The organism is Borborobacter arsenicus (assembly GCF_003934165.1).
Taxonomy (GTDB): Bacteria; Pseudomonadota; Alphaproteobacteria; order Rhizobiales; family Rhizobiaceae; genus Pseudaminobacter; species Pseudaminobacter arsenicus.
This window is the reverse complement of sequence record NZ_ML133511.1, coordinates 201,655-228,367: the sequence shown is the minus strand read 5'-3', so window position 1 is coordinate 228,367 and position 26,713 is coordinate 201,655. Positions and strand designations below refer to the sequence as shown.

Annotated in this window: 29 protein-coding genes; 15 read left to right on the top strand and 14 right to left on the bottom strand. The window is 61.2% G+C overall.

Annotated elements, in window-relative coordinates; translation table 11 throughout:
* Positions 1-378: 378 nt before the first annotated feature.
* A complete protein-coding gene (locus EET67_RS05920) occupies positions 379-2,745 on the bottom strand; it encodes a hypothetical protein (protein WP_128625295.1) in 2,367 nt (788 codons plus the stop codon).
* A 221-nt stretch (positions 2,746-2,966) separates the two neighbouring features.
* Here EET67_RS05920 and EET67_RS05915 point away from each other — a divergent pair, with 221 nt between their 5' ends.
* Together EET67_RS05915 and EET67_RS05910 are read left to right on the top strand one after the other, a co-directional pair.
* On the top strand, positions 2,967-4,148 hold the full coding sequence (locus EET67_RS05915) for a Fic family protein (RefSeq protein ID WP_128625294.1): 1,182 nt from the start codon (positions 2,967-2,969) through the stop codon (positions 4,146-4,148).
* Between the two features lie 537 nt (positions 4,149-4,685).
* The gene (locus EET67_RS05910) at positions 4,686-5,567 is read left to right on the top strand and encodes an MBL fold metallo-hydrolase (RefSeq protein ID WP_128625293.1); all 882 of its coding nucleotides are present in this window, start codon (positions 4,686-4,688) and stop codon (positions 5,565-5,567) included.
* Between the two features lie 26 nt (positions 5,568-5,593).
* Here the strand turns inward: EET67_RS05910 and fdxA are convergent, their stop codons facing one another.
* Both fdxA and EET67_RS05900 read right to left on the bottom strand, forming a co-directional pair.
* Complete coding sequence (fdxA, locus tag EET67_RS05905; protein WP_128625292.1) at positions 5,594-5,932, bottom strand: ferredoxin FdxA; 339 nt, start codon at positions 5,930-5,932, stop codon at positions 5,594-5,596.
* Complete coding sequence (locus EET67_RS05900) at positions 5,929-6,363, bottom strand: group III truncated hemoglobin (RefSeq protein ID WP_245450745.1); 435 nt, start codon at positions 6,361-6,363, stop codon at positions 5,929-5,931. Before EET67_RS05900 ends, fdxA begins: the two co-directional genes overlap by 4 nt.
* Before the next feature lie 92 nt (positions 6,364-6,455).
* Here EET67_RS05900 and EET67_RS05895 point away from each other — a divergent pair, with 92 nt between their 5' ends.
* From EET67_RS05895 to sbmA, 3 genes are all read left to right on the top strand, one after another.
* Positions 6,456-6,935, top strand: coding sequence for an RrF2 family transcriptional regulator (locus EET67_RS05895; protein ID WP_128625291.1), 480 nt, complete (start codon positions 6,456-6,458; stop codon positions 6,933-6,935).
* A 122-nt stretch (positions 6,936-7,057) separates the two neighbouring features.
* The gene (locus EET67_RS05890; RefSeq protein WP_128625290.1) at positions 7,058-8,224 is read left to right on the top strand and encodes a YbfB/YjiJ family MFS transporter; all 1,167 of its coding nucleotides are present in this window, start codon (positions 7,058-7,060) and stop codon (positions 8,222-8,224) included.
* 119 nt (positions 8,225-8,343) lie between these two features.
* The gene (gene sbmA / locus EET67_RS05885; protein ID WP_128625289.1) at positions 8,344-9,606 is read left to right on the top strand and encodes a peptide antibiotic transporter SbmA; all 1,263 of its coding nucleotides are present in this window, start codon (positions 8,344-8,346) and stop codon (positions 9,604-9,606) included.
* A gap of 60 nt (positions 9,607-9,666) precedes the next feature.
* On the opposite strand, the gene EET67_RS05880 is transcribed toward sbmA, so the two are convergent.
* Positions 9,667-10,674, bottom strand: a complete 1,008-nt coding sequence (locus EET67_RS05880) for a polysaccharide deacetylase family protein (protein WP_128625288.1) — start codon at positions 10,672-10,674, stop codon at positions 9,667-9,669.
* A 10-nt stretch (positions 10,675-10,684) separates the two neighbouring features.
* The gene (locus tag EET67_RS26580; protein ID WP_165899794.1) at positions 10,685-10,864 is read right to left on the bottom strand and encodes a hypothetical protein; all 180 of its coding nucleotides are present in this window, start codon (positions 10,862-10,864) and stop codon (positions 10,685-10,687) included.
* Between the two features lie 17 nt (positions 10,865-10,881).
* Here EET67_RS26580 and EET67_RS05870 point away from each other — a divergent pair, with 17 nt between their 5' ends.
* From EET67_RS05870 to EET67_RS05835, 8 genes are all read left to right on the top strand, one after another.
* Positions 10,882-11,547 carry a tetratricopeptide repeat protein gene (locus EET67_RS05870; RefSeq protein ID WP_128625287.1) on the top strand — a complete coding sequence of 222 codons (666 nt, stop codon included), beginning with the start codon at positions 10,882-10,884 and terminating at the stop codon, positions 11,545-11,547.
* 9 nt (positions 11,548-11,556) lie between these two features.
* Entirely contained in the window at positions 11,557-12,984 is a 1,428-nt protein-coding gene (gene der / locus EET67_RS05865; protein WP_128625286.1) for a ribosome biogenesis GTPase Der, read from the top strand.
* Between the two features lie 202 nt (positions 12,985-13,186).
* A complete protein-coding gene (locus EET67_RS05860; protein ID WP_425359506.1) occupies positions 13,187-14,371 on the top strand; it encodes a cell wall hydrolase in 1,185 nt (394 codons plus the stop codon).
* 219 nt (positions 14,372-14,590) lie between these two features.
* Positions 14,591-15,001, top strand: a complete 411-nt coding sequence (locus EET67_RS05855) for an AtpZ/AtpI family protein (RefSeq protein ID WP_128625285.1) — start codon at positions 14,591-14,593, stop codon at positions 14,999-15,001.
* Positions 15,002-15,041: 40 nt separating this feature from the next.
* Positions 15,042-15,791, top strand: a complete 750-nt coding sequence (locus EET67_RS05850) for a F0F1 ATP synthase subunit A (protein ID WP_128625284.1) — start codon at positions 15,042-15,044, stop codon at positions 15,789-15,791.
* A gap of 70 nt (positions 15,792-15,861) precedes the next feature.
* The gene (locus tag EET67_RS05845; RefSeq protein WP_128625283.1) at positions 15,862-16,086 is read left to right on the top strand and encodes a F0F1 ATP synthase subunit C; all 225 of its coding nucleotides are present in this window, start codon (positions 15,862-15,864) and stop codon (positions 16,084-16,086) included.
* 65 nt (positions 16,087-16,151) lie between these two features.
* Positions 16,152-16,733: a F0F1 ATP synthase subunit B gene (locus tag EET67_RS05840; protein ID WP_128625282.1), complete on the top strand. Its 582-nt coding sequence runs from the start codon at positions 16,152-16,154 to the stop codon at positions 16,731-16,733.
* Positions 16,734-16,741: 8 nt separating this feature from the next.
* Positions 16,742-17,221 (top strand): F0F1 ATP synthase subunit B, encoded by a 480-nt coding sequence (locus EET67_RS05835; RefSeq protein ID WP_128625281.1) that lies wholly within the window; start codon positions 16,742-16,744, stop codon positions 17,219-17,221.
* Positions 17,222-17,351: 130 nt separating this feature from the next.
* Here EET67_RS05835 and EET67_RS05830 read toward each other — a convergent pair whose 3' ends face one another.
* Together EET67_RS05830 and EET67_RS05825 are read right to left on the bottom strand one after the other, a co-directional pair.
* Positions 17,352-18,047, bottom strand: coding sequence for a ribonuclease HII (locus EET67_RS05830; RefSeq protein ID WP_128625280.1), 696 nt, complete (start codon positions 18,045-18,047; stop codon positions 17,352-17,354).
* 208 nt (positions 18,048-18,255) lie between these two features.
* Entirely contained in the window at positions 18,256-19,410 is a 1,155-nt protein-coding gene (locus EET67_RS05825; RefSeq protein WP_128625279.1) for a PA0069 family radical SAM protein, read from the bottom strand.
* Positions 19,411-19,564: 154 nt separating this feature from the next.
* Here EET67_RS05825 and EET67_RS05820 point away from each other — a divergent pair, with 154 nt between their 5' ends.
* On the top strand, positions 19,565-20,071 hold the full coding sequence (locus EET67_RS05820; RefSeq protein ID WP_128625278.1) for a glycosyltransferase: 507 nt from the start codon (positions 19,565-19,567) through the stop codon (positions 20,069-20,071).
* Position 20,072: 1 nt separating this feature from the next.
* On the opposite strand, the gene moaB is transcribed toward EET67_RS05820, so the two are convergent.
* From moaB to EET67_RS05785, 7 genes are all read right to left on the bottom strand, one after another.
* Positions 20,073-20,612, bottom strand: coding sequence for a molybdenum cofactor biosynthesis protein B (moaB, locus tag EET67_RS05815; protein WP_128625277.1), 540 nt, complete (start codon positions 20,610-20,612; stop codon positions 20,073-20,075).
* Between the two features lie 8 nt (positions 20,613-20,620).
* Positions 20,621-21,511, bottom strand: coding sequence for a 4-(cytidine 5'-diphospho)-2-C-methyl-D-erythritol kinase (locus EET67_RS05810; protein ID WP_128625276.1), 891 nt, complete (start codon positions 21,509-21,511; stop codon positions 20,621-20,623).
* 9 nt (positions 21,512-21,520) lie between these two features.
* Positions 21,521-21,706, bottom strand: a complete 186-nt coding sequence (locus EET67_RS05805; protein WP_128625275.1) for a hypothetical protein — start codon at positions 21,704-21,706, stop codon at positions 21,521-21,523.
* An 81-nt stretch (positions 21,707-21,787) separates the two neighbouring features.
* On the bottom strand, positions 21,788-22,660 hold the full coding sequence (locus EET67_RS05800) for a S49 family peptidase (RefSeq protein ID WP_128625274.1): 873 nt from the start codon (positions 22,658-22,660) through the stop codon (positions 21,788-21,790).
* A 77-nt stretch (positions 22,661-22,737) separates the two neighbouring features.
* Complete coding sequence (locus tag EET67_RS05795) at positions 22,738-23,520, bottom strand: tRNA1(Val) (adenine(37)-N6)-methyltransferase (RefSeq protein WP_128625273.1); 783 nt, start codon at positions 23,518-23,520, stop codon at positions 22,738-22,740.
* Positions 23,521-23,523: 3 nt separating this feature from the next.
* Positions 23,524-23,748, bottom strand: coding sequence for a putative signal transducing protein (locus tag EET67_RS05790; protein ID WP_128625272.1), 225 nt, complete (start codon positions 23,746-23,748; stop codon positions 23,524-23,526).
* Positions 23,749-24,014: 266 nt separating this feature from the next.
* The gene (locus tag EET67_RS05785) at positions 24,015-25,691 is read right to left on the bottom strand and encodes an alpha/beta hydrolase (RefSeq protein ID WP_128625271.1); all 1,677 of its coding nucleotides are present in this window, start codon (positions 25,689-25,691) and stop codon (positions 24,015-24,017) included.
* Between EET67_RS05785 and EET67_RS05780 the strand changes: the two genes are divergently transcribed.
* Positions 25,679-26,617, top strand: coding sequence for a hypothetical protein (locus EET67_RS05780; RefSeq protein ID WP_128625270.1), 939 nt, complete (start codon positions 25,679-25,681; stop codon positions 26,615-26,617). The genes EET67_RS05785 and EET67_RS05780 overlap by 13 nt on opposite strands.
* The last annotated feature ends 96 nt before the right edge of the window (positions 26,618-26,713 follow it).

Below are 26,713 nucleotides of genomic sequence, written 5' to 3'. Positions count from 1 at the left end.
CCGGCTCAAGCGCTTCAAACGCGTCGCCCTGCGCTGCGAAAAGACCGCACGGAACTTCCGCTCCATCGTAAGCTTCGCCGCCGGACTATGCTTGATCAAATTCGTCCACACGGCCTAGGAAAGCTTAACCTGTCCGGGCAACTACCCAGCCTGCGACCCGGGCAGAGCTAGGGTAAGTGCATCGCTGCGACAATGCCTGCTGATATGCACGGTCAATGGCTTCGCATCACCGCGCAGGCCCGGGAATCAGGTCTGCTCCGGTATTCAGCCGTGTCTGCTCAGGATGGACTTGGCCGATACTGGTACTCTATCGTCACTTCTCCCCAAAAGTAGTGGATCAAGAGGGACACGTGCTTCTAAATCCTCCTTGAAATCCGTCTACGCCGCTTCCCAGACCTGGTTCAGAATCCGCGCGGCGAGGGCCGCCTTGTCTTGCGGCAGGAAGCGGCCGTAGTGATGCGCGACCATGTCCGGTGTGTCCTGGATAGCGTAGCTCGCCTGCTCATAGGAACCGGTCCGCTTTAGGATATGTGTCGCCAGGACGTCGCGGACATTGTGTGGACCGTGAGGGAGGAGACCGGGAATCGCGCCCCGTTTTGTGTAGGGATTGTAGATCCCATATCGCTGGATCGTCAGACGCCAGGCCTCGTAAAACGTGTTCTGGTCGTACGAGGCGTCTTTGCTCGTCGTCTTCACTGTCTTGACGAAGAACGTGCCTGGATCCTCGGCACCGCCGAGAAGTACGCGTCTATGCCGATCGATATAGGCCTCGATGTGATCGTAGAGGCCGCCGAGGTCGGGCAGGATCAGTCGAAACGGCTTGCTCCCGAAATAGGACGAATTCGCGTTCTTAAAGGCGACCGACGGGATCAGCACTTCCCAGCCCTTGTCGCGTTCGCTCCATCGGATCTCGCCGCGCTTCATGTCAGCCAGCTGCCGCTCGGACCGTGGCAGGTTCCCGCGTTCGCAGACCATCAACTGACGCAGGTTCTTCTGCCGCAATCCAAGATGCAGCCCGAAGCGCAGTATCAGGAACGAGCGGATGGCTTCCGCCGCCGGGCGACGATAGCGCCGCTCGTCCGGCATTAGTCGGAGGATCTCTTCGGTGATCTTCCGATACTCGCCAACGGGACTTTCTGCTTCCAATACCGGCATGATCGGTTCGAACGGGTCACGATGGACGCGGGCGACGCGCTGGATCTCCTTCACGCGGGAGGAGGCGTGCTTGAAATAGACATCGCAGGCATCGTCCCAGTCGGCACAGGCGCGGTCGATGTCCGCCTGCGCAACCAGGCCCTCGATCGGTCGGAGCCGTGATCCGATACGAGGGTTCTGCCGCAGCCAGCCCGTTTCCCTCCGGGTAAGGGCAAGCGAAATGCGCAGCATGTCCACCTCCCAGGCGGTATAGAAACCACGCCGCTTTTCGCGCCACTGCACGTACCAGTCCCAGATCGAGGGGAAGACGAGCAGACCGAAAGTCAGGTGTTGCAACGGCACTCCGTAGCCGCGGACCGGGCCGCGCGGGTGGGCGGCTAACGCGCCAAACATCAGGCCGAGATGCTCGACCTTCTGCGATGCCGTCTCCTCGCCCCAGACACCGTTCCGCTGCAGGCCGAATGCGGTGAGCGTCGCGGTCTTGAACCGGATCAGCTCGGCCATTTCCATGGCCAAGACGGGTGGAGCGTCAATGACGCCGGATCGCAGGTCTGGATCGGTGAAGGAAGTGCTGTCTTCGTCCTGCTCCTCGTATTTGTTTCGATGGTGATCATCCGCAGCGTCAGACTGACCGTATGTGATCCCTGGAAAGCGGATGGCATAGCGCTGCTTCATCGCGGCCGCCTGGAACCGCCTGTAGTCGGTCGAGCCCCTGATGATGACGCGCTGAACCCATTCAAGGATTTCCTCCTGTTCCTGACGGGGGCGTGTGTTGAAATCATCGGGCAGGTGCCAGGCGAGCCGCCGTCGCTCGGCGGGGCCGATGTCATCGAGAACGTGGCCCGAGGCCGACCGCGTCTGATGCGGGAGCTTCGCCTTGAAATAGCCCGCCGGGAGGCGATAGCGGCGCTCAATGCGACTGAGAACCTCCATGCTGGCCACGCTGCGGGGCGCCTTCGATCCCTGCATCCAGTGGCGGATGGTCGAATGGTCGAGCTTTTCGTCATCGCGAACGACGGCCCGGTGGAGATGCCAATAGCTGTCGCCGTGGCGGCGCATGTGCAGCTCAAGCGCCTCCCGAAAGGTTGGTGGGTCGAGCCAGTCATCGAAGAGGGGTGTTGGGAACTCCTCGATCGCGCGCGGCTTGATGCCGGGCTTCCGCCGGTTCGTCGTGGGCGGCTGCTCCGATCGACCCTTCGCGCCAACTTGGCCGGCAGCACCTGGCTTTTCCTCTGGCTGTCGCGGAGGTCGGCCGCGTTGCGGACGCGGCTTTGTATCCTGTGTGCTTCGGATTGTGGTGGAAGGGCGTTTGCTTGGATTTTGCGTGTTCCGCACGATTGCATCCAACGCCGGCTCGATCACCGCTCTCGCACTCCGAAGGGCATCCTTATCGAGGCCGCATTGAAGGGCGATTTCGTCCCAATCATAGCCGCGCACCTTGCGAGGCGGTATCTGCGACTGGGCGATTAGACCGAGGAGAAACTCTTTGATCCGTGTGCTTTCCTGCGGGGGCAATGCTGGATCGAGACGGAGGCGGCAGAAGTCTGAGATCTTTCGGGCAAGCAGTTTGGTATGCGGAAGGTCAGGCATGTGGGTAGGCTATGAAGATTCTCTGCGGTGATTGATGAGGACGGCGGTCCTATCCGATTCGTCGCACCGAATGCCCCATCCAATGTTGATCGGACGGTTTTACCCTTCTGTTTGAGTAGTCGGAGTGCGACAAGCCTATTTAAGCGCGCTTACGCTAGTACGCCCGTTATTTAAGTGTCGGCAGCATTGTTTAAATAGCGTCATGCTGCCAAGATGGCGTTATGACCGATTCCAACGCAAATCAGCGCCTTGGCCGATATGTCGAAACTCCTGTCGCGGGCGAGATCGTACGCGCCTTCGTACCGCCGCCTCTGCCACCGAAGCCGCAGATCGACGTACTGGCGCTTCTAGACCGGCTGAGCCTAGCCGAGCGCGCGCTCGGACGATTGGATGGTATCACCATGCTGCTGCCGCGCCAGGAACTCTTCCTCTATATGTATGTGCGCAAGGAGGCGGTGCTTTCGTCCCAGATCGAGGGGACGCAGTCCACACTGACCGATCTTCTGCGCTTCGAGAACCAAGCCCAGACAGGGGAGCCGATCGACGACATCCGTGAAGTGTCGAACTACGTGGATGCGATGATGTACGGTCTGGAGCGGCTGGAAGAGCTTCCATTGTCGTTGCGTCTGATCCGCGAGATGCACGCCCGACTGCTGCAAAGCGGACGCGGTGGCACGAAAAGCCCGGGTGACTTCCGCCGTTCCCAGAACTGGATCGGCGGCTCACGTCCCGGAAATGCGCTCTACGTACCGCCGCCCGTCACCGAACTCGATGCCTGCCTCGATGCGCTGGAGCGTTTCATTCAGGAAGACGGATCGCAATTGCCGGCACTGATCAAGGCCGGACTGCTGCATGTCCAGTTCGAGACCATCCACCCGTTTCTCGATGGCAACGGCCGCATCGGTCGCCTTTTGGTGACGCTGTATCTTTGCGTCAACGGGGTGCTCCGCAAGCCGCTGCTCTATCTCAGCCTCTACCTAAAAACGCATCGTGCCGACTACTATCGTCTGCTCCAAGAGGTGCGAGAAAACGGCAATTGGGAGGCTTGGCTCGACTTCTTCTTGGCGGGTGTAGCCGAAACGGCGAACCAGGCCTTCGAGGCCGCTACGCGGATTGTCGATCTCTTCAGGGAAGATCGCGAGCGGATCACGAACGAAAGCGACCGCGCGGGCTCGGCGCTCCGCATCCACGATCTCTTCCAGCAGAACCCGTTCCTGACCTCCAACCAGCTTGTCCAGAAAACGGGCTTGTCGGCGCCGACAGTCAATGCGGCCTTGGCCGATCTGGAGAAGATGGGCATTGTCGAGGAGATCACCGGTCGCAAGCGGGGGAGGGTATTCAGCTACCGTCGCTATCTTGCAATCCTTAGCGAGGGGACCGATCCCTTGCCCGTTGGCTCCTGAAACTTCCTATGGCTGCCTCCTTCTCGGATGACAGGGGGCCAATCAGCGTATCGATTTCGTAGATGCTGACGGTACTTTGTTAGAAGAGCTAGCTTCGATTATCGCCGTTTACGACACCACGAGAATGGCCGATAGATCTCGATAGTTCACAGAATTTTTCCAGCAAGGTTGGCTCCTGAAAACCCAGCAAAATCAAAAGGCTAGGTTTTTGACGGTACCTTTCACGGTATATTCAGCCGCTGAAATTATTTTTTGTAGATATATCAGGTGCTTAGGGCGAGAAAAATATTCGAGTGGGAATGAACGGCTCGCCGTTCGGCTACTGTCTGGCGCGCCCTAAAGGATGGGGTTCCACCGGATGGCGGTGCTGCCTGCCGTTTTTGTCTCGTCGTGACAAAGGCGGATCGATTGCCATATAATTTCCAAAAATCGAAATCGGTTTCTTCGTAGAGTCGGTTTTTTAGGAAGATCGTGCACCGTGGATTGCGGCGTACTGGCGTGTTCGACCAACGCACGCCGCGATAAATAGGAAAAACCATGGCAGGCAGGCCGGATGTAACCGGGTTTTATGATCCTCGGACCTTTTCCATTCAATATGTCGTGGCCGACCCGGCAACAAAGACCTGCGCGATCATCGACCCGGTGCTTGATTTCGATGAGAAGTCCGGCGCTGTCGCCACCACCAATGCCGATCGGATCCTCGCTTTCGTCGAGGAAAGGGGCCTCCGTCTCGAATGGATACTGGACACGCACCCGCATGCCGATCACTTCTCGGCAGCATTCTATCTCAAGAGCAAGACCGGTGCTCCGACCGCGATCGGAGAAAAAGTCGTAGGGGTCCAGAAGCTCTGGAAGGATTTCTACAATCTGCCTGATTTTCCTGCCGACGGCTCTCAGTGGGACAGGCTCTTTGCCGATGGCGATAGGTTTCATATCGGCGAACTGGAGGGCAGGGTGATGTTCTCTCCAGGGCATACGCTGGCATCGATCACCTATGTGATCGGCGATGCTGCCTTCGTCCACGACACATTGTTCATGCCCGATAGCGGTACTGCGCGTGCCGACTTCCCCGGAGGCAATGCCGCCGATTTGTGGAATTCGATCCAGGCCATCCTGTCCTTGCCGGACCGGACCCGTCTGTTCACCGGTCATGATTACCAGCCCAATGGGCGTGAGCCCCTATGGGAAAGTACGGTGGCCGAGCAGAAGGCCCACAATATCCACATGGCCCGCTATCACAAGCAGGAAGAATTCATCGCCGCGCGCCAGACGCGCGACAACACGCTAACCATGCCCAAGCTGATCCTGCATGCCCTGCAGATCAACATCAACGGCGGACGCCTGCCGGAAGCCGAAGCCAATGGCAGGCGCTATCTGAAAATCCCCCTCGGGCTTTTCGAAGAAGACCGGCCCTGGTAGCGAGAGGGGCTCGATGGCCCGTAGCCTCAGTCGCCCTGGCCGGGATTGGGCGAGAAGTATTTCTCCAGCTTGCCTTTCTCGCCGTCGAATTCCTTGGCGTCTTCTGGCGGATCGCGTTTTATCGAAATATTGGGCCAGGCCGATGCATATTCGGCATTCAATTTCAGCCAGTTGTCCAGCCCCGGTACGGTATCGGGGAAGATCGCCTCGGCCGGGCATTCAGGCTCGCACACGCCGCAGTCGATGCATTCGTCCGGATGGATGACCAGCATGTTCTCACCCTCGTAGAAACAATCGACGGGGCAGACTTCCACACAGTCCATATATTTGCATCTGATGCAATTATCGGTGACGACAAAGGTCATCGTGCAACCTCGGGCGGCCAGGGACGATCCGGCCGGTAGAAAAGCGCCAGCTTGAAATTGCCGGCGATCCGGTGGGCCCTAATCAGGAAGGCTTCCGCGACCTCCGGGCCGAACAGTTCATGGCAGGTTTGTTCGAAAAGCCCGAGCCAGCGCTCGAAATGTCCGATTTGCAGCGTGTCGAGACGTTGATGGACGGCGAGCGGATTGCCCTTGTAGCGGCCGCTGGTCAGCATCAGGGACGACCAGAAATCATACATCTTGGTAAGATGCGGTCCCCAATCCTGGCCAAGGGCCTCTTCGAAAATCGGCCCGAGTTCTGAATCTTGCCGCACCTTGTCGTAGAATCCATCTACCAGGCAGCGGATCGATTCTTCGCTGACGATGCTGAAGGGCAGGGTTGCAGCGTTGCCCATCGCTTTGATATGGCTCATGCTATTCCACGCGAAACTTGCGGTCAGCCGAACCTATACCGGGCTTGCGAAAAAGCAATATACCAAATATATCTTTTCTTGGAGAATCTGACGTGCGGTTGACCGTTTATACCGACTATGCCTTGCGCATGCTGATGTACCTGGCCGTGAAGGAGGATGGGCTGGCGACGATCGCCGACATCGCCGAAAGCTACGGTATCTCGCGCACGCATCTCATGAAGGTCGCCCATCAGCTCGGCGTTGCCGGCTACATCGAGACTGTGCGTGGTCGGCAAGGTGGCCTTCGGCTGGCGCGGCCGAGCCGGATGATTGGCGTCGGTGAGGTTGTTCGCTGCACCGAGCCGGACATGGCGCTCGTCCCCTGCCTGGAGCCGGTGAACGGCCAGTGCACGATCCTGGCCTGCTGCCAGTTGCGGACCGCGCTGCAGCGGGCACGCATGGCGTTTGTTGCCGTACTCGATGAATATACGCTGCATGATCTGGTGGTGCAGGGCGCACCGATGCGCGATTTGCTCGGGATCACCGCCATACCAAAGCCACGGCAGCCCTCCGTCCACCACAACGCAAATTAGTTAGCTGTCCCGCAGCCGCGTTCTCCGATGGGGCTTGTCCAAAAGACCTACGACCAATTGGGTGCTCTGGCCTATCGAAAACCGGATTGTGACGGCCGCGATGCACAATAAAGTCCGTCGCGATGACAGCTGAATCGCTTCGCCCGCTTCGTTTCGCCTTTGGTGGCATGATCGCCCTGGCCGTGGCCATGGGTTTCGGCCGGTTTGTCTATACGCCGATCCTGCCCGGCATGATGGACGAACTGGGCCTGTCGGCTGCCGATGCCGGCCTGATCGCAGCCGCGAACTATCTGGGATATCTGGTGGGCGCGGTAGTGGCAGCCGGTGGCTGGGCGCACCGCCACGAACGCAACGTGATGCTTGCGGCATTGTTTGCCAGTGCGGCCCTGTCGGCGGTGATGGGGCTGACGGACAGCCTGTGGCTGTTTCTGGCAACAAGGTTTCTTGCCGGCGTGGCCAGCGCCTTCGTCATGGTGTTTCTGACCACGATCGTCTTTAGCCATCTGGCGGCCAGTCGCCGCAACGACCTGCAGGCGATGCATTTTGGCGGTGTCGGTCTCGGCATAGCGGTTTCCTCTGCCATGATGGCAGCGCTGATCCAGGCTGAAGCCGCCTGGCCTGCCGGCTGGCTGTGGTCGGCCGTTCTGTCTGCGGCGGGCTTTCTGGTCGCCCTGGTGCTTGTGGATGAGGGGCCGCTTGGCAACGGATCGGAGCACCGTGAGCCGAAATTACCCAAAAGCCTGCCGCTGGCAAAGGTCATCCTTGCCTATGGCATGTTTGGCCTCGGCTATGTGGTGACAGCCACCTTCCTGGTTGCCATCGTTCGGCAAAGCGAGGCCGGACGCTTGTTCGAGGCGATCGTCTGGCTGGTGACCGGGGCGGCCGCGGTTCCCTCGGTCTGGCTTTGGAACAAGATGGCGGCGCGCCGCGGCCTGACCGTCACCTTCGCGGTCGGCTGCGCCGTCGAGGCCGTCGGCGTCGCAGCCAGCGTCAGCGTCGGCGGCTATTGGGGCCCGCTTCTGGGCGGCCTGCTTCTGGGCGGCACATTCGTTGCCGTCACGGCGATCGGCCTGCGCGCCAGCCAGGTGCTCGCGCCGCTGGCGCCGCGCCGTGCGCTGGCGCTGATGACGGCCGCCTTCGGTCTTGGCCAGATTTTGGGGCCGATCATTGCCGGCTATGCGGCCGAATGGTCCGGCAGCTTCACCGCTCCATCAATCGGTGCGGCCATTTGCCTGCTTTTGGCGGCTTCTATCGCGTGGTCTGCCGGGCCCGCGCCAAAATCGCCATGATTTTCAGGTTGCTCGGGTCCAACCGCGCGGCAAAGGGCATTTTCTTTCCTTTCGAACTGTGACTTCATGCCGCCCCAGCGCAATGGCGCCCGACTGCGCCCGATGAGGAACCTGGCCACGTGTTCGTATCCTTCTTCCCCCAGCCGAGACTGTTTTTCACTTCCGTTGTGGCCTGGGCGGCCTTTGCCATGGCGGTCTGGTATCTGGGGGGAGAACAGGCCGGCGCCTTTTTCGGCCTCGCGCCGGCAGCGGCCGACACGCCGCCGATCATCGGCATTTCGGTATTCTGGTCGAAGCCTTTCCTGTGGTTTTATGTCTATTACGCCGCGGCGGTGGCGATTTTCTATGCGTTCTGGTCGTTCTACGCACCCAATCGCTGGCAGGTATGGTCGATCCTGGGCTCCGCGCTCGTCCTCTTCGTGACCTATTTCCAGGTCCAGGTGAATGTCGCCATCAACAATTGGTACGGTCCCTTCTGGGATATGGTGCAGGGCGCCATGGCCAGGACTGCGCCGATCACGCTTGAGCAATATTATACCGGCTTTGCCACTTTTGCCGGCCTTGCCTTTGTCGGCATGGGCGTCAGCGTGCTCACCGCCTTCTTCGTCAGCCACTACATCTTCCGCTGGCGCATGGCGATGAACGACTATTATGTCGACCATTGGCCGAAGCTGCGCCACATCGAAGGTGCTTCCCAGCGCGTGCAGGAAGACACGATGCGGTTTTCCACCATCATGGAAGGCCTCGGGGTCAATTTCATCGATTCCATCATGACTTTGATCGCCTTCCTGCCGGTGCTGCTGCGCCTTTCGGCAAACATCACCGAACTGCCGGTCTTCGGCCATGTGCCCAATGCGCTGGTGGTCGCCGCGATCTTCTGGTCGATCTTCGGAACGCTCAGCATCGCGCTAGCCGGCTTCAAGCTGCCGGGCCTGCAATTCCGCAACCAGCGCGTCGAGGCGGCCTATCGCAAGGAACTCGTGTTCGGCGAAGATCATGCCGACCGCGCTCAGCCGCCGACGCTGCGGGAATTGTTTTCCAACGTGCGGAAGAACTATTTCCGCATGTATTTCCACTACGTCTATTTCAACATCGTGCGCTACACCTACGGCCAGGCCAACGGCATCTTCTCTTTCTTCATCATGGGGCCGTCGATCGTGGCAGGAAAGATCACGCTCGGCCTGATGAACCAGATCGCCTTCGCCTTTTCGCAGGTGACGGCGTCATTCCAGTATCTGGTCAATTCATGGTCGACGATCGTGGAATTGCTCTCGGTCTACAAGCGCCTGCGCGCCTTCGAGGCGACCATCCATGGCAGCGAATTGCCGGCGATCGACGAGCGCTTCATCAAGGGCGAGGACGTGGCGACCGACCACTATTAGCATGGTCTCGAAAAGTTGCAGACTTTTCAGACAAGATCATGCCCAAAACACCAGCTGTCGTCAGCCCCCAACCTTCCCGGTGCCGGCGGTATCGGGATGGTCGGCAAGATAGTCGCCATAGCTGACGCATTTGACGTCGGCTTTCACGCAGACTTCGCCGGCAAAACGCTCCAGCGCCCGCCAATAGGCGCCGCCATTCATCAGCGTGAAGTGGAAACCCATCTCTAGCGGCGTGCGCCTGCCGCGATATTCCGCCTCGAAGGCCGAGCGGAAGGCGTCATAGCTGCGGTTTTCGAACTTCGCCTGCCTGTCTTCCTGTTCTTCGCCCTTCGTGTGGCGGACAAAAAGGTTGTAATCCATCGCAATGACGCGCCTGCCATTCGGGCCTTCCGGGATTTGCGGCAGGGCAAAGCGGGTGATGCCGTTTATCGTCTCGGGCTCGGCGGGCCCGCGCGAAACGCCGCTTGCATCATAGGAGAATCCCGCTTCCTTTAGCGCCGCATATAGGTTCTTGCCGGTGGAAAGATAGGGTGCACGAAAACCGGCAATCCCTGTTTCGGCAAAATGCTTCCAGTCCTCGGGTTCGTCCGAAAGACCGTTGATCGAATAGGCATCGCGCAGGATCGCGGAAAACTGGCCGAACTCGTTCAGCCAGTCGGCCTTGCTCCAGCCCTTGCCGTCGAAATGGCCGCAACCATGGCTGGCGATGTCATGGCCTTCGGCGCGCGCCAGCCATATCTGATCCAGCCGCGCCTGCACTTCGCCCCTGGACTGTGCAAAGCCGACATTGGACCTGCCGGCAGATTTGCCCGGCGCGTGATAGTGCCCGCGCGTCTCACGCGACAGAAGAAAGACGCATGACAGGAAATAGGTGAAGCGCGCGCCGGTGCGTGCGGCAAGATTGCGGCTGCGCTGCCATTGCGCCAGATCATGCGCACCATCGAAGGAAATGATCACATATTGCGGCTTGTCCGCTGCGGGCGCCTGCAGCGGTGGTTCAGCCGCAGCGGGAAGGATCAGGGAAGCAGAGACGCAACAGGACAGGAGGATACGCGGAAGGCAGGACATGTCGGGATTTTCATGAACGGGGAGGGGGCCGAACCGATAGGTTGCAAATGTGGCGCAGATGCGGGCAGGGTGAACAGGCCGCCACGATTTGACGGGCTCCACGATGCGTGGCGGCGAATTTGCTGCGCTGCCCCTTCCATGCCGGCGAATTTCCGCTAAAAGGCTGGCTAACGAAGCCCGTGTGGGCCAAGAATTGGTATTGGATGGATGTCGGACGACAGTTTTTTCCGCGAAGTCAATGATGAACTCCGCAAGGAGCAGGCAAAGGCGCTGTGGGACCGATTCGGCCCGCTGGCGATTGCGCTTGCCGTGTTCATCGTTCTCGCGACCGCCGCATTCGTTGCCTATGAATACTGGGTAGAAAGCCGTGCCAACCGTTCGGGCGATGCCTTTTCCCAGGCGCTGACGCTTGCCAATGACGGCAAGAACGACGAGGCGCTGGCCGCACTCGAGACGCTTGAAACCGACGGCTATGGCGCATATCCGCTGCTGGCGCGGATGCGCGCGGCAACCGTACTTGCCGAAAAGGGCGACTTCGACGGCGCGGTGAAAGAATTCGACGCCGTTGCCGCCGATGGCTCGATCCCGGCTTCCATTCGTGACATAGCCCGGTTGCGGGCAGCCTTGCTGCTGGTCGATCATGGCTCTTACGCGGATGTTTCGGCTCGTGTCGAAGAACTGACTGCCGACACAGCCACGCTGCGCCACGCCGCCCGCGAGGCGCTTGGGCTTGCAGCCTGGAAGGAAGGCAAATCCGCCGACGCGCTCAAGCTCTTCGAGCAGATTTCCTCCGACGACGGCGCACCGCGCAATGCACGCCAGCGCGCCACACTCATGTCCGAGCTGATTCGCAGTTCGGGCAATGCGTCGTGATGCGATCAGATGGGCTTCAAAGTAGCCATCATCGGCCGACCCAATGTCGGTAAATCGACGCTTTTCAACCGGCTGGTCGGAAAGAAGCTCGCACTGGTGGACGATACGCCCGGCGTAACCCGCGACCGCCGGGTTCATGCAGCCAAGCTCTACGATCTCCATTTCGACGTGATCGACACGGCAGGTTTCGAGACGGCCGCCGCAGCGACCTTGCAGGGCCGAATGCGCGCCCAGACCGAAATCGCCATCCGCGAAGCCGATCTCATCTTCTTCATGGTCGATTCGAAATCGGGCCTGATGCCGGACGACAAGGCTTTTGCCGATGTTGTCCGCCGCTCGGGCAAGCCCGTCGTTCTGGTCGCCAACAAGGCGGAATCGCGCGGCGCCCAGGGTGGAATGCTGGAGGCTTGGGAGGTCGGCCTGGGCGAGCCGATCCCGATCTCGGCCGAGCATGGTCTAGGCATGCCAGACTTGCGCGACGCGGTGGTCGAGGCCCTCGGCGAAGCGCGCGCCTTGGGCAAGGATGATGCCGAGGTCGAGGATGACCAGCTGGAAGTGCTGGTGGGCGAGGATATTGCCGATCCTGACGCCGAGCCGGAATATGACGAAACCAAGCCGATGCGCATTGCCGTGGTCGGCCGGCCCAATGCCGGCAAGTCGACCCTCATCAATGCCCTGATCGACGAGGAGCGGCTGCTGACAGGCCCCGAAGCCGGTATCACCCGCGATTCGATTTCCGTCGATTGGCAGTGGCGTGGCCGCCATATGAAGCTGTTCGACACGGCCGGCATGCGCCGCAAGGCCAAGGTACAGGAAAAGCTGGAGAAGCTTTCGGTTGCCGACGGCTTGCGCGCCATACGCTTTGCCGAGGTGGTTATCGTTGTTTTTGATGCGACCATTCCCTTCGAGAAGCAGGATCTGCAGATCGCAGACCTCATCATCCGCGAAGGCCGCGCGCTGGTGCTGGCCTTCAACAAATGGGACCTGATCGACAATCCGCAGGAGGTTCTGGCCGAGTTGCGCGAGAAGACCACGCGGCTTTTGCCGCAGGTGCGCGGGCTTCAGGCGGTGCCGGTGTCGGCGGAGACTGGACGCGGCCTCGACAAGCTGATGGAAGCGGTGGTCAAAACGCATCGTGTGTGGAACGGCCGCGTTTCGACCGGACGGCTTAACCGCTGGCTGGAAACCGTTCTCGCGCAGAACCCGCCGCCGGCGGTGGCCGGGCGGCGCTTGAAGATAAGATACATCACCCAGGCCAAGACCCGCCCGCCGGGCTTCGTACTGTCGTGCTCGCGGCCGGACGCGATGCCGCAATCCTATGTGCGCTATCTGGTCAACGGCCTGCGCGAAACCTTCGACATGCCGGGCGTACCGATCCGCATGATGCTGCGCGCCTCCGACAATCCGTTTGCCGGAAGAGCGAAAAAACGCGGCTGAAGCAGCCGCCTCCCCTGGATCGAGATTATTGCTGTGCCCGCATAGTCGGCGAGCGCAAAAAAATATGCCTAACTTATTGAATCCACAGACGATCTGGGTGCGTCGTCGATTACCATTTTCTCGTCGCCGTTAACGCTCCATCAAGGTTAATGCATCATTTTCGACCTCCAGTGGTGTCCTGGTTGCGTTCTGGAGAGTCTCTGTGCATCGACATTTGCCGACGAGCCGGCTGGGCGTCGCCAGCCTGAAAAAAAGCTCGTTCCTGCCTCCCTTCGTCCTGGGTCTGTGCATGTGGGTCGGCTTTCCCACCATGACCGCCTATCAGGACATGGGCAGCCTGGTATCCGGCATCGAGGCGCCGGGCACCCGCTGGAATTCATTCGTCGATAGTGCTGTTGCCGGCTCCGTTCATGTCGCCGAGATGCCTTTTGCTGCAGCGAATATGCCTGCAGGCACCATTTCCGGCTCGGGCGTGGATGCTTCGGGTATCGGTGCCGTGGCTTTCAAGTCAAAGAAGGCCGCGATTTCCGAAATCCCGGACGAGGACCGTGTCACGCGGGACCAGAAACAGGGCCGCATTGTCAATGTAGCGCCGGTGGCGCCGCCCAAGGCGTTCAATGCGGGGTCGGTGCTTGATCGCACCAGTTCGCTGCTGCGCCCCGCGCATGACGGCGATGTCAGGATGGCTTTTGCGAAATCGCCGATCAAGGGCAAGGAAATCGAGATCGCGACGGCTTTCTATCTCAAGAAGAACGAAAAGCCCGCCACCCAGGGCGTGCCGACGATGCTGGCCGACCTGGTCAACAACGACACGGCCGACATTCTGGCAACCGCCTATGCCCCGCCTGAGCCGGACTATGCCAAGGCTTCGCCCTTCGCCAGCCTGTTGAAGGATGAGGGAGCCGGCCGTTTCATTCCGCCCGTGGCTGAGGGCGATCATGACTGGATGCGCAAGCCGCTGCCGGCTGCCGTGTTTTCCAAGGGCGAACAGAAGTGCCTGGCGACCGCCATCTATTTCGAGGCGCGCGGCGAGAGCCTGAAAGGGCAGGCGGCCGTTGCCCAGGTGATCCTCAACCGGGTCCGCAACCCGGCCTATCCGAGCACCATATGCGGCGTCGTCTATCAGAACGACCATTGGCGCAACCGCTGCCAGTTCTCCTTTGCCTGCGACGGCATTAAGGATCGCATCACCAGCCGCAAGCATTACGAGATCGCCGAGGAGATCGCCATGGCCGTCACCGCCGGCAAGATCTTCCTCCCCTCGATCGGCTCCTCCACCCACTACTATGCCGCCTATGTCAGCCCGGGCTGGGCGCGCACCATGGAAAAAATGAAGAGAATCGGGCTCCATATCTTCTATCGAACCTATGGCGGCGGCTGGAGCTAGACGGCTGTGCGGCTCCCGGATTCCGGCAGGATTCGCCGCCAGCGGAGCCCACTATCGTGCGGGCAGGATGTCGCACTTTCATAACTATATGATTTTGCAGGATAAAGATCGTCCCAAGTCTCCTTACGCCGTGGCTTGACTGGGATAGGCTCGCTAACTATGTTGCCCGCGACTTTGAAGCGGATGGACGGGCACGTTCTGTCTGGGCAGGGGGTTGCGATGGCCGACAAGAAAAGGCCAGACGAAACCGGAAAAACCGGGCCTGGGGATCAAGACAAACCTGACCTCCGCGACGACGACCTTGAGCACCGCCGACGCCGGCTCGAAGCATCGCTTGCGACGAGACGACCCGGTGGGCCAACAGCAAAAGAGGGCGAAAAGTCGGGCAACCTGGCCGGATACGGTCAGGGGCTGAAGCTTTCCAGCGAATTCATCGCGGGAATAGCGGTCGGTGGTGGGCTCGGCTGGATGATTGATCACTGGGCGGGGACATCGCCATGGGGATTGATCGTCTTCTTTTTGTTGGGGTTCGGTGCGGGCGTTTTGAACGTCCTGCGCTCGGTGGGGGTCGTTGCCGATGCGGGTCCGAGGGCGCAAGACAAGCGTCCCAAGGGGCCGGATGAAACGTAAACTGCGCCTGCGGGCGCGATTGTCTTGAGGGGAGGCCGAATTGGCCAACGATCCGATCCATCAATTTCATATCACGAAATGGATTCCGATCGAGGTCGGCGGTTACGACCTGTCCTTCACCAATTCGTCTGCCTTCATGGTCGCGACGGTTGCCATTGCCGGCGCTTTCCTGTTCCTGACGACGTCCAGCCGCGGCCTGATCCCGGGTCGCCTGCAGTCGATCTCCGAAATGAGCTATGAATTCGTCGCCTCGATGCTTCGAGATGCGGCAGGCACGCAGGGAATGCGGTTCTTCCCATTCGTGTTCTCGCTGTTCATGTTCGTATTCGTCGCCAACTTCATCGGCCTGTTTCCTTATTTCTTCACCGTTACCAGCCACATCATTGTGACTTTCGCACTTTCGCTGCTCGTCATCGGAACGGTGATCGTCTATGGCTTCATGAAGCATGGGCTGGGTTTCCTGAAATTGTTCGTGCCGCAGGGCGTGCCGGTCATTCTCGTGCCGCTGGTGGTGATGATCGAGGTCATCTCCTTCCTTTCGCGGCCGCTCAGCCTGTCGGTTCGTCTTTTCGCCAACATGCTGGCGGGGCACATCACGCTCAAGGTTTTCGCGGGCTTCGTTACCGCGCTTAGCGCCTATGGCGCCGTAGGGATCGCCGGCGCTGCGCTGCCGCTGTTCATGACGGTTGCCATCACCGCGCTCGAAGTTCTCGTGGCCGCCCTTCAAGCTTATGTCTTTGCGGTCCTGACCTGCATGTATCTCAACGACGCATTGCATCCGGGCCACTAGGAACACGTCGCCGGCGGTTCTGCCGTCAAAACGGAAATCAAACAGAAATTCGATCCACAAGGAGTTGGACATGGAAGTAGATGCAGCAAAGGCGATCGGAGCGGGCATTGCCTGCCTCGGCATGGGTGGTGCGGGCATTGGCCTCGGCACGATCTTCGGTAACTATCTTTCCGGCGCTCTGCGCAATCCGTCGGCAGCCGATGGCCAGTTCGGCCGTCTGATCTTCGCCTTCGCCGTGACCGAAGCTCTCGGCATCTTCTCGCTCCTCGTCGCTCTGCTCCTCCTCTTCACGTAAGAACTGGACGTGAGTGATGCTGCCGGCCGCACCGTGCGGCCGGTTCGTGTGGACAGGGGAATGAGATGTTTGTGACACCGGGTTACGCGCAGGAAACTGCTCCCGCCGAAGGCGAGGTGCATACCGAAACCGGCACTCAGCACGAGGCCGGTGCCGAAGGTGCGTTTCCGCCATTCGACGCCTCGACATTCCCGTCGCAGATTCTGTGGCTGGCGATTACATTCGGCCTGTTCTACCTGTTCCTGAAAAAAGTGGTTCTGCCGCGTGTCGGTGGCATCCTTGAGGTTCGCCGCGATCGCATCGCACAGGACCTCGACCAGGCTGCGCTGATGAAGAGCGAGGCGGATGCCGCGGTTGCTGCCTATGAGCAGGAACTGGCCGAGGCCAAGCAGAAGGCGAGTGCCATCGGCCAGCAGGCGCGTGACGGCGCCAGGGCGGATGCCGAGGCCGAACGCAAGAAAATCGAGGCCAGCCTCGACCAGAAGCTTGCCGACGCCGAGGCGCAGATTGCAACGATCACCTCGGCTGCCATGAAGGAAGTCGGGACGATCGCGACCGACACGGCTGCGGCAATCGTTCAGGAACTGGTCGGCGGCAAGGTCGACAAGGCAGCGGTGAAAGCCGCCGTGGAAGCGGTGAGGCAGTAGGAGCGGCCATGGACGCGACATTCTGGGCGACAGTCGCCTTTATCATCTTCCTGGCTATCGTCTTCTATATGAAGGTTCCGGGGGCGATCTCCAAGTCGCTCGATGCGCGGGCGGATCGCATCCGTACCGAACTGGAAGATGCCCGCAAGCTGCGTGAAGAGGCCCAGCAGTTGCTGGCCGAATATCAGCGCAAGCGCAAGGAAGCCGAGAAGGACGCGGCCGATATCGTCGATGCGGCCAAGCGCGAGGCGGATATGCTGGTTGCCGAGGCTCGCAAGAAGACCGAGGACTATGTGACGCGCCGCACTGCCCTTGCCGAACAGAAGATCGGCCAGGCCGAACGAGACGCGGTCAACGAAGTTCGCTCGGCCGCCGTCGATATCGCGGTCGAGGCGGCGCGCAAGCTCCTTGCCGAAAAGGCGGGTGCCGCGAGCAGCGCGGATTTCTTCAAGGCTTCGCTGCAGGAAGTGAAGTCGAAGCTCAACTGAGCGAAATGTCGAGACTTTAGCATTGAAGCCGCCGGCTAACCGGCGGCTTTTTTTGTTTGCTGGGAACGAAGGGCCGGCGCCGCCCGGCCATAGGCCAATCGACGTGAAAGCTTGCAGCATCAGCGGCCGCTTATAGCACGCAGTCGTCCTGGATTTCATTTTCGGGCGGCGTGTCGACCAGGCGAAACGGCGCGAAGGAGATGCGGTGCCATCGGGTGACGGCACCGTGTAACTCGATGGCTGTGCGGTGGCGAACTGTGGCGTAGCCCATGTGGATCTCGAAGCCATAGCGCGCATCGGTGCGGCCGCAGCCGGCCATCATTCGGTCGCGCATGACTTTGGCGACGATTGAGGCGGCCGCGATGGATTGCGAGCGCTGATCGCCCTTGACCAGCGCCTGGCCCTCGCAGGCGAGGCCGGGCGGCACGTCGCGGCCGTCGGCCAGCGCCAGGATCGGCGTGAGTGGCAGGCCGTGCAGGGCGCGGCACATCGCCTCCAGGCTGGCTTTCCGGATATCGCTGCGGTCGATGGATTCGGCTGAAGCCGAGGCCATCGAAACGCCAAGCGCTGTCGCCAGGATTTCGGCGAACAGCTCTTCGCGCTGGGGTGCAGTGAGCCTTTTGGAATCGTCAAGCCCCGAGGGGATGCGCGCCGGATCGAGAATGACGGCGGCCGCGACTACCGGACCGGCCAGCGGCCCGCGGCCGGCTTCGTCCAACCCCGCGACCGGCCATTGCCCGCGCGCGATCGCCCGTTTCTCGATGGAGAAATCGGGCCGTTCGATAATTTCGAAGAGGGGCGGAGAATCGGAGCGCTGGCGAGCCATGGTGCGGCAATGCTCGCATCGTCCCCGATTCTCCGCAAGGCCTTCCGGCCCGTTGGGGCGCGGTTCCGGAAGGCGCCGTCGGCTGTCGGGGGAGAGGCCGGACGGATTTCTTGAAGTGGCTGCCCACTCCACCCGAGCGTCGAATTCCTCCGACGCTCACTTCCTTTGTCGAAGCATAATCCTGAACCGAAGGTCCGAGGGCCGTGCTCTACAGCAGCATCAATTGTTCGCTGCCTTTCTGGGCACCGATGAACAGATCGGTGCGCAGCCGCTGCTTCTCGATGTTAAGGCCAAGCTTGCGCGCCGCGATCTCGAAGCGCCGGCCGATCTGCCAGGCATAGGGGCCACTGCCCTTCATGCGCTTTCCCCATTCCGAATCGTAATCCTTGCCGTCGCGCATCGAACGCACCAGCGACATCACGTGGCGGTAGCGGTCCGGGTAATGGCGCAGCAGCCAGTCCTTGAAGATCGGGCTGACCTCGAGCGGTAGGCGCAATATGACATAGCCGGCCTCGCGCGCACCGGCCGCCCGGGCTGAATCGAGTATGCGCTCGACTTCCGGATCGGTCAGGCCCGGGATGATCGGCGCCACCATCACCGAAGTCGGAATGCCGGCCTCGCTGAGCTGCCTGATCGTTTCCAGCCGCTTCGTCGGCGTTGCCGCACGCGGCTCCATCGTGCGGGCGAGCATGCGGTCGAGCGTCGTCACCGACAGGGCCACCTTGGCCAGTCCGCGTTCGGCCATGCGCGCTAGAATGTCGATATCGCGCGCCACCAGCGCCGATTTGGTGACGATGCCGACCGGATGCTGGCGCGCCTCCAGCACTTCCAATATCTCGCGCATGATGCGCCAGTGCTTCTCGATCGGCTGATAGGGATCGGTGTTGGTGCCGATGGCGATGATGCGCGGCTGGTAGCCTTCCTTGGAGAGCTCCTTGTCGAGCAGCTTGGCGGCATCCGGCTTGGCAAACAGCTTCGATTCGAAATCGAGCCCCGGCGACAGGCCCATATAGCTGTGGGTTGGCCGGGCAAAGCAATAGACGCAGCCATGCTCGCAGCCGCGATAGGGGTTGATCGAACGGTCGAAGGAAATATCGGGCGACTGGTTGCGCGTGATGATGGTGCGCGGCTTTTCCGTCTGCACCTCGGTCTTGAAAGGCGGCAGTTCCTCGATCGTGTTCCAGCCATCATCGAAGACATGGCGGGTCACCGGCTCGAAGCGGCCGCTCGGATTAATGCCGGCGGCACGCCCGCGTCGGCGTTCGTCCTGGATCCTTATCCCGCTTTCTTCGATCATTGCATTGGCCATCGCGGAGCTACCGTTTCTGAAGGCTGCAACATCGGCGCGCACTATCGGTTCCATTCGGATCATCCCTGGAGATCGGCATTCCTGTCCGGCGAATCGCCGCCGCTCATGAAATTATTCCTATTTCAAAAATCAGAACAAATCAAGAACAATATTGCTGTGCAGATGGGTCCGGCTTGCGGTTTGGCGGCGGCTGTTCCAGATAATGGGGATGCTGAGTGTCCTCATCGAAACCAAGAATGATGAAGAAGCGCTGGCACGCACGCTGGATTCGCTGGTCAGCGCGGCCGGGGATGGCACCATACGCGAAGTCATCGTCTGCGATCTCGGCTCGACCGACCAGACCCATCGCGTGGCCGAGCAGGCAGGCTGCGAATTTCTGGCCACTGGCAGCATCGCGGCAGCTATAGGACAGGCCAAGGGCGACTGGCTGTTATTGCTGGAGCCGGGCGCGCGACTCGGCGAGGGCTGGACGCAAGCGGTTCGCGATCATGCCGAAATGATGAAGATGCCGGGGCGTTTCACCCGCGCCAGGGCCGACCGGCCCGGGTTCCTGGCGCGGATATTTTCGTCCGACCGGGCCCTGCGCGAAGGGCTGCTGATCAGGAAGGCGCAGGCCGAGCCGCTTTCGCGTCGTGCCAAAAGCGCCGAGGCGATTGCGCGCGGCCTGGCGACCAAGCGGCTTCATGCCGAAATCCGGATTGCGCCGCCGCTCTGATCTACTTCCCGCTGCGCCGCAGATGCTCGTCGAGCCGCGGCATGATCTCCACGAAGTTGCAGGGCATGTGGCGATAGTCGAGCTGGGCTTTCAGAATACCGTCCCAGGCATCGCGGCAGGCACCGGGCGAGCCCGGCAGCACGAAGACGAAGGTGGCGTTGACCACGCCGCCGGTGGCGCGCGACTGCACGGTGGAAGTGCCGATCTTGTCGTAGGAGAGGCGGTGGAACGCTATCGAAAAGCCGTCCATGCGCTTTTCGAAGATCGGCTCCAATGCGTCCGGCGTGACGTCGCGGCCGGTGAAGCCGGTTCCTCCGGTGGTGATGACGACGTCGATCGCTTCATCCTGCGACCAGGCAAGCACGCGCTCGCGGATCTTGTCCTTGTCGTCGGTGACGATGGCGCGGTCGGCAAGGATGTGGCCAGCCTCCGCTATGCGATCGACCAATGTCTGGCCGGACCGATCGTCGGCAAGCGCGCGGCTGTCGGAGACGGTGAGCACGGCGATGCGGACGGGGATGAATGGACGGTCAGTGGCCATGGATATTTCTACCTCTTGGTGTTGCTGGCGGCAACGAACCAGCCAGGCCGGCTGTGGCGGATGGCTGCGGCGGCCGATTGGGCTTGCGCCTGCGTCTCATAAAGGCCGAAACAGGTTGCGCCCGAGCCCGACATGCGGGCAAAGGCAGCCTGACTGGCGCGCAGAGCGTCAAGGCTTTCGGCGATAGCAGGCGCAATTGCCGTGGCCGGGGCTTCGAGGTCGTTGCGGCTGATGGCAAGCCAGTTTCGCAATGGCTCGAAGGCAAGGCGGGGCGGCAGCGGCGGTAGCGGCTGATTTTCCTTTTGCGCGAGAGCCGCAAAAACGGAAGGCGTCGAAACTTCGACGCCGGCATTGACCAGAACCAGATGCAGTTCGGGCAAATCCGAAACCGATCCGACGATCTCGCCGATGCCGCGGGCAATCAGCGGGGCCGCGTGAAGGCACATTGGCACATCGGCGCCGAGCCTGCTGCCGATGCCGGCGAGGGTATCGGGGGCGAGGCCGCATCGCCACAGGTGGTTCAGGACCTTCAGCGTCGCCGCCGCGTCGCTGGAACCGCCGCCAATGCCGGAAGCTATGGGCAGGTGTTTTTCGAGGTGGATGGAGACGGGGAGCAACGTGGAGTGCAAACCTTCCCGCAATCGGCCTCCCACCGCCTCCCGTAACGCATCGCGGGCGCGTGTGACCAGATTGCCACTTTGGCCGCACAAACTCCCGCCGAAGGGGCCGTCTATCTCGAAGCTGTCCGCCTCCGCCGCTTGCGCCTCTATGCGATCACCAAATGCAGTGAAGACGACAAGGCTTTCCAGGGTGTGAAAACCATCGGCGCGGCGGCCGGTGATGTGGAGCGCAAGATTGATCTTGGCCGGCGCGTTCTCGGCAAGCGGTGCGCTATCCACGATCTGCCGTCAGTCCTTGGCCAGGCGGTATTCGCCGGTCTTCGGGTCCTTGACCAGCGTGCCATTGGCGCCGGTTGCCGCCTGCTTCTCTGCGCGGCGCACCTTTGCCGTCACCCGCTCAGCTTCCCTCACAAAGGAGCGGTAGCCGTAATAGGCTGCAAGGCCAACGAGCGCGAAGAAGATCAGCTGAGGCATTTTCCTTGTCCTTCCCGAAGATACGGGCGTCAGGCAGCCGGTGCAGGTGCAAGCCTGATCATAGGCGGTTTGCCGCAAATTTCAAAGGCCGAAGCGGCTCCACAGCGAGCGCTCCTCGGCGGCTTCCAGCAGGCCGCGCGCCGCGCCGGCGGCGATGTCGGGCGCGGAAAAGCCGTCCCCGCCCGAGCCGAACAGGCCAAGCCGGCGTCCGAACAACCCGCGCGGCGGGGTGATGAGGCGAAGCCGCGTCTTTTCGCCGTAGCGCTCCTTCAGCACCGTGCGCATGTCGCCCAGCGCATCGACAAGGCCGAGTTCCAGCCCCTTTTTGCCCGACCAGAAGAGGCCGGTGAAGAGGTCGGGATCGTCCTTGAGCTTCACGCCCCGCCGCGCCTTGACCAGGTCGATGAAAGTGTCGTGGACTTCCAACTGCAGCGCTTTCAGCCGCTCGACATCCTCTTTCCTTTCCGGCTTGAAGGGGTCGAGCACGGCCTTGTTCTTGCCGGCGGTGTGGACACGTCGCTCGACGCCGACTTTCTTCAACAGTTCGGTGAAGCCGAATGAGGCCGAAACCACGCCGATTGAGCCGACGATGGAGGAGGGATCGGCGATGATCTCGTCGCCGGCGACCGCGATCATGTAGCCGCCGGAAGCGGCGACATCCTCCACGAAGACCAGCACGCGCTTGTTCTTTTCAGCGGCGAGGTCGCGGATGCGCTTGTAGATGAGGCGCGATTGAACGGGTGAGCCACCCGGCGAATTGATGGAAATGGCAACTGCCGGTGCGTCGGCGTCGGCAAAGGCCTTTTCGATGACGCCGGCGGTGGAGGCGAGCGACAAAGTCGGCCGGAACTGGCCGCCGCCGGTCATGATGGTGCCGTGCAGGCGGATCACCGGGATCGTCACCACGCCCGAGCGCATCGATTTCGGCAGCAGGCGGTTGAGAAGGCGTCTCACTGATGTCTGTCTCCGGTCTGTCGCGGTAAAATCGCATGTAAGCATTCACGGTGAAACCACAATCCTGCTGCAGCGCGTCAATCGTCGAAAAGCGATGCGCGGCCATTGCTCACGGCGTCGGCGCGCGCCGACAGGGCATGGCCGTCGTCGTGGAGGATGAGCGGCGGGCGCAGCACGAGGCCGCCGCGCGCCGCGCATCTTGCCCGCACCACGATGCGGATGGCGGCGCGGTCGGCGCGGGGATGCACCGGCACGATTTCGGCCGAACCGAAGCGGCCCTCGAGTGCTACGAGGATTTCGGGCAGCGAGGCGGGGCGGGCGATGATGCCAAGCCCGCCGCGCGGGCGGGTGATGGCGGCGGCACTTCGCAGCCAAGCCTCGAACAGCCCGTCCTGCATGACATGCGCCTCCTGGCGCAGCGCATCGGGCGTGTTGCGGTCGATTGCGGCGTTGAAGGGCGGGTTCATCAGCACGAAGTCGCAGGAATTGTCGGCAAGGCCGGCCGTCGCGCGCGCCCGCCCGGCAAGGGTGACATCGGCGACCAGCAGCTTGAGTCGATCACGCAGATGGGCGTTGCGAGGGTCGGCGAGGCTCTTGGCGGCAAACTCGGCCATGGTCGGCGACTGCTCGACCAGAGTGATGCGGGCGCCTTCGCAACGCGAGGCGACCGCCAGCCCGACCGCGCCTGCGCCGGCGCCGAAATCGATCAGTTCGCCGGCAAAGTCCGAAGGAACCGCGGCGGCCAGCATCAGCGCGTCCATGCCGGCGCGGTGGCCGGCATCGCGCGGCTGCACCAGCCAGAAATTGCCGCGATGGAAGGCGTCAATGGTGGAGGAGGGCTCCGCCTCAGCGCAGGACATGGCTCAGCCCCGCCGGATTTCGTGCGCGATACCGGCATCGGTGAGGATGCTTCGGGCTTCTGCCGCATCGTCGTCGGGCACCAGAATGCGTCTTGGCAGAACGCCGATCGAGCCGTCCAGCACGCTCATATTCTGGTCGGCGACGAGGCAATGGATGCCGGCATCGCGCAGCAGCGATTCCACGAAGGAGATGATGACGGCATCATTGGTGCGCACGAGTTCGATCATGGCGCGAAAGTCGCAGTTTGCAGCAGCGATGTAAACGGCTTGCGGGCCACTGGAGCAGCGGGCATTCTGACGAACGCGTGTCCGCTGCTCCAGTTGGTTTCTTTAGAGCATGTTGCAGCCAAGTGGAATCACTTGGCGTCGCACACATGCGGCAAAATCAATTAGATAGACCATGATGTCGTCCGAAAACCGTTTCACACTTTTCGGCATCATGGTCTAGCCGCATTTGTGCAACGTCAGACGATTCCGTCTGACTGCAAAATACTCTATCGCCGTTGCGTGAAATGGGCTTTGAGCCTGTCGATCTCGGCTTGCGGCCAGTCGATGCCCATCACCTGCACCCAGCCGTCGATATAGTGCTCGGGTGCATAGACATGGCCGTGGCCCATCGGGGTGGTGGTGGCCATGGCGACGTCGAGCGTGAGTTGCAGCAGGGTCACGATCGGATACCAGCGCAGCGATGGCGATACGTCTGGGCCGCGCGGCGCGTACATCCAGGCCGGTTCGCGGTAAAGCGACTGATATTCGAAGAAGGTGATGGGGTCGCTGGCATATTGCAGATAGACGATGCGCATTGGCCCCCAATGGGCGCCGGGCAGGTCGAGCGCATTCTCCTGGGCGGTGAAGCGCACGAAGGAGCCGTCGCGAAAACGCGGCAGCCAGGCGGGTGAGCCCGGATCGCGGCCGTCAGTCACCGTGCGCCACGACCTGGTGGCAAAGGGCGGGCCGCTCCACAGCGCACCGGCATAGGGATCGCCCAGCACCTCGAACAGGTCGGTCGACTGGGCTGAATTCATCGCGCCGAGGCTCAAGCCGTGCAGATAGAGCCTGGGGCGATGCTCCTTCGGCAGTGTCGTCCAATAGCCGTAGACTTCCGAAAACAGCGCCCGTGCAGTTTCGGCGCCATAGTCCGGCTCGACCAGCAGCGCCAGCCAGCTTGCCAGATAGGAATATTGCACGGCGACGCTGGCGACGTCGCCGCCATGCAGATATTCCAGCGGGTCCATTGCGGAGGGGTCGACCCAGCCGGTGCCGGTCGGCGTCACGACCACCAGCGTGGAGCGCTCGAAGGCGCCGACGCGCTTGAGTTCCTCCAGCGCGAGCCTGGCGCGTTCTTCGACGGTTTCGGCCGAGCGCAGGCCGACATAGACCCGGATCGGCTCCATCGCCTCGCGGTTCAGAAAGGTCTCCAGATCCTGCCGGGAAGGCCCCTGGGCAATGAATTCACGGCCCGCGCGGCCAAGCTCGTCCCAATGCAGCAAGGACGCCTGGCTGCCGGTCTTGGCCGAGTCTGCCGGCTGCAGGATGCCGTCTTCGATCAGCTCATCGAACTTCTGGTAGGAAGAATCGGCGACATGCAGCGCAAAGCGGAAGATGACGCCGTTGAAGATCGTGGCAAACAAGACGGCGGCGACGGCAAAGCTGATGACGTTGGACACACGCCGGGGCATGAAACGATGGGTCCGGCGCGAAGAAAAGCGATAGATGATCTGAAAAAGACGCGAGATCGCGATCAGGATGATGAAGGTGCCGATCGCAATCAGCCCGACCTTGGTGGGATGAGCGCTATCGACCGGTTCCAGCTGCATGACAGTGCGGATGGAATTCTGCCATGCGGCGGCCTGCCAGAGGAAAATGATGGCAATGGCCGCGCAGATGGCAGCGGCGGCGAGTTTGATCACCCGTGCGGTGCCGGGTCGAGGCTGGTGCAGTTCGAGATAACTCCACAGCCATGAGACGAAGACGCCGACGCCATAGCCGGCGGCAAGGGTGACGCCTGAAAGGACACCTTGCGTGACATAGGTGCGCGGCAGCAGCGAGGGCGTGAGCGACAGGGCAAAAAACAGCGTCCCGACCGCGAGGCCGGTGGCGGAGAAGGAAGACCACAGCCTGTCTGCCCATGACGGCAGCAAGTGCGATCTTTCGTGTGATGAACTGGCCATTGCGGTCCGCCCCGGCAAAAACAGGCAATGTTCAGGGACTTAGCACAATTGTGCCGGATCGGCGTAGCCTTCAGGGCGCATGGTCAAGACAAAATCCACCTGCGATTGAAACAATCTGCCATGCAACGTTATTGAGCCGGCCAAGCTTTTGCCATCCTTGCACAATCTACCGGGGGCACATGCCACCACAGGAGGCAAGGATGCGCCATAATACAGCGGCAGGAAATCACGGCGGTTTCAGCAGATCGGACGGCGTTCTTCTGTCAGTTCTTTCCCGTGCCCAGGTTTACCAGCGCGAGGTTTCGCAGCAGCCCTGGGGATGGTTCTTTCTGGTCCTGGCGATTAATCTCGCTCTCGTCGGCATAATGGTGCTTTTGGACCGGCTATATGGCATCGATTACTGGTATTTTGTCCGCGATCCCGCCGCTGTTGCCGATCAGCCAGCCTATTTCGGCTTCTATTCCAATCTTGGTGTCCTGCTGTGGGCGGCGGCTGCGTCAACCGCACTCCTTGCCGCTGCATGCCTTCGACAGTCCGGATCGGCGGACCGGCGCATCCGCCCGCTTTTCCTTGGCGGTCTGTTTTGCTTGGTGGCATGTCTGGATGACCTGTTCATGCTGCATGAACACAGCTACCTGATTGGAATTCCGGAAATGGTGACCATGGCCGCCTATGCGCTGTTTCTGCTCGCCTTCACGGCGGCGGCATTGCCGATCGCCCATCTCACCAACTGGATTCTGCTTGCCATGTCTCTGGTTTTCCTGGCGTTTTCAACGCTGGTGGACATGGCCGACCTGACTATGCCTGGAAGCGTCCTGATGGAGGAGGCGTTCAAATTCTTCGGGATTGCCTTTCTCTGCGCATATCTGGTCACTCTGTCATTCTCGGCGCTTGCGAGTGGGCTTGGACGCAATAAGTTGCGGTGACAAAAGCCGGATTTTGCACGCACCGCGCCAATTCGCCTCTTGCCCACCAAGGCGCTGCCGCCCTAAATCATCAGTTGGGATGGGTATGGCCGAGGA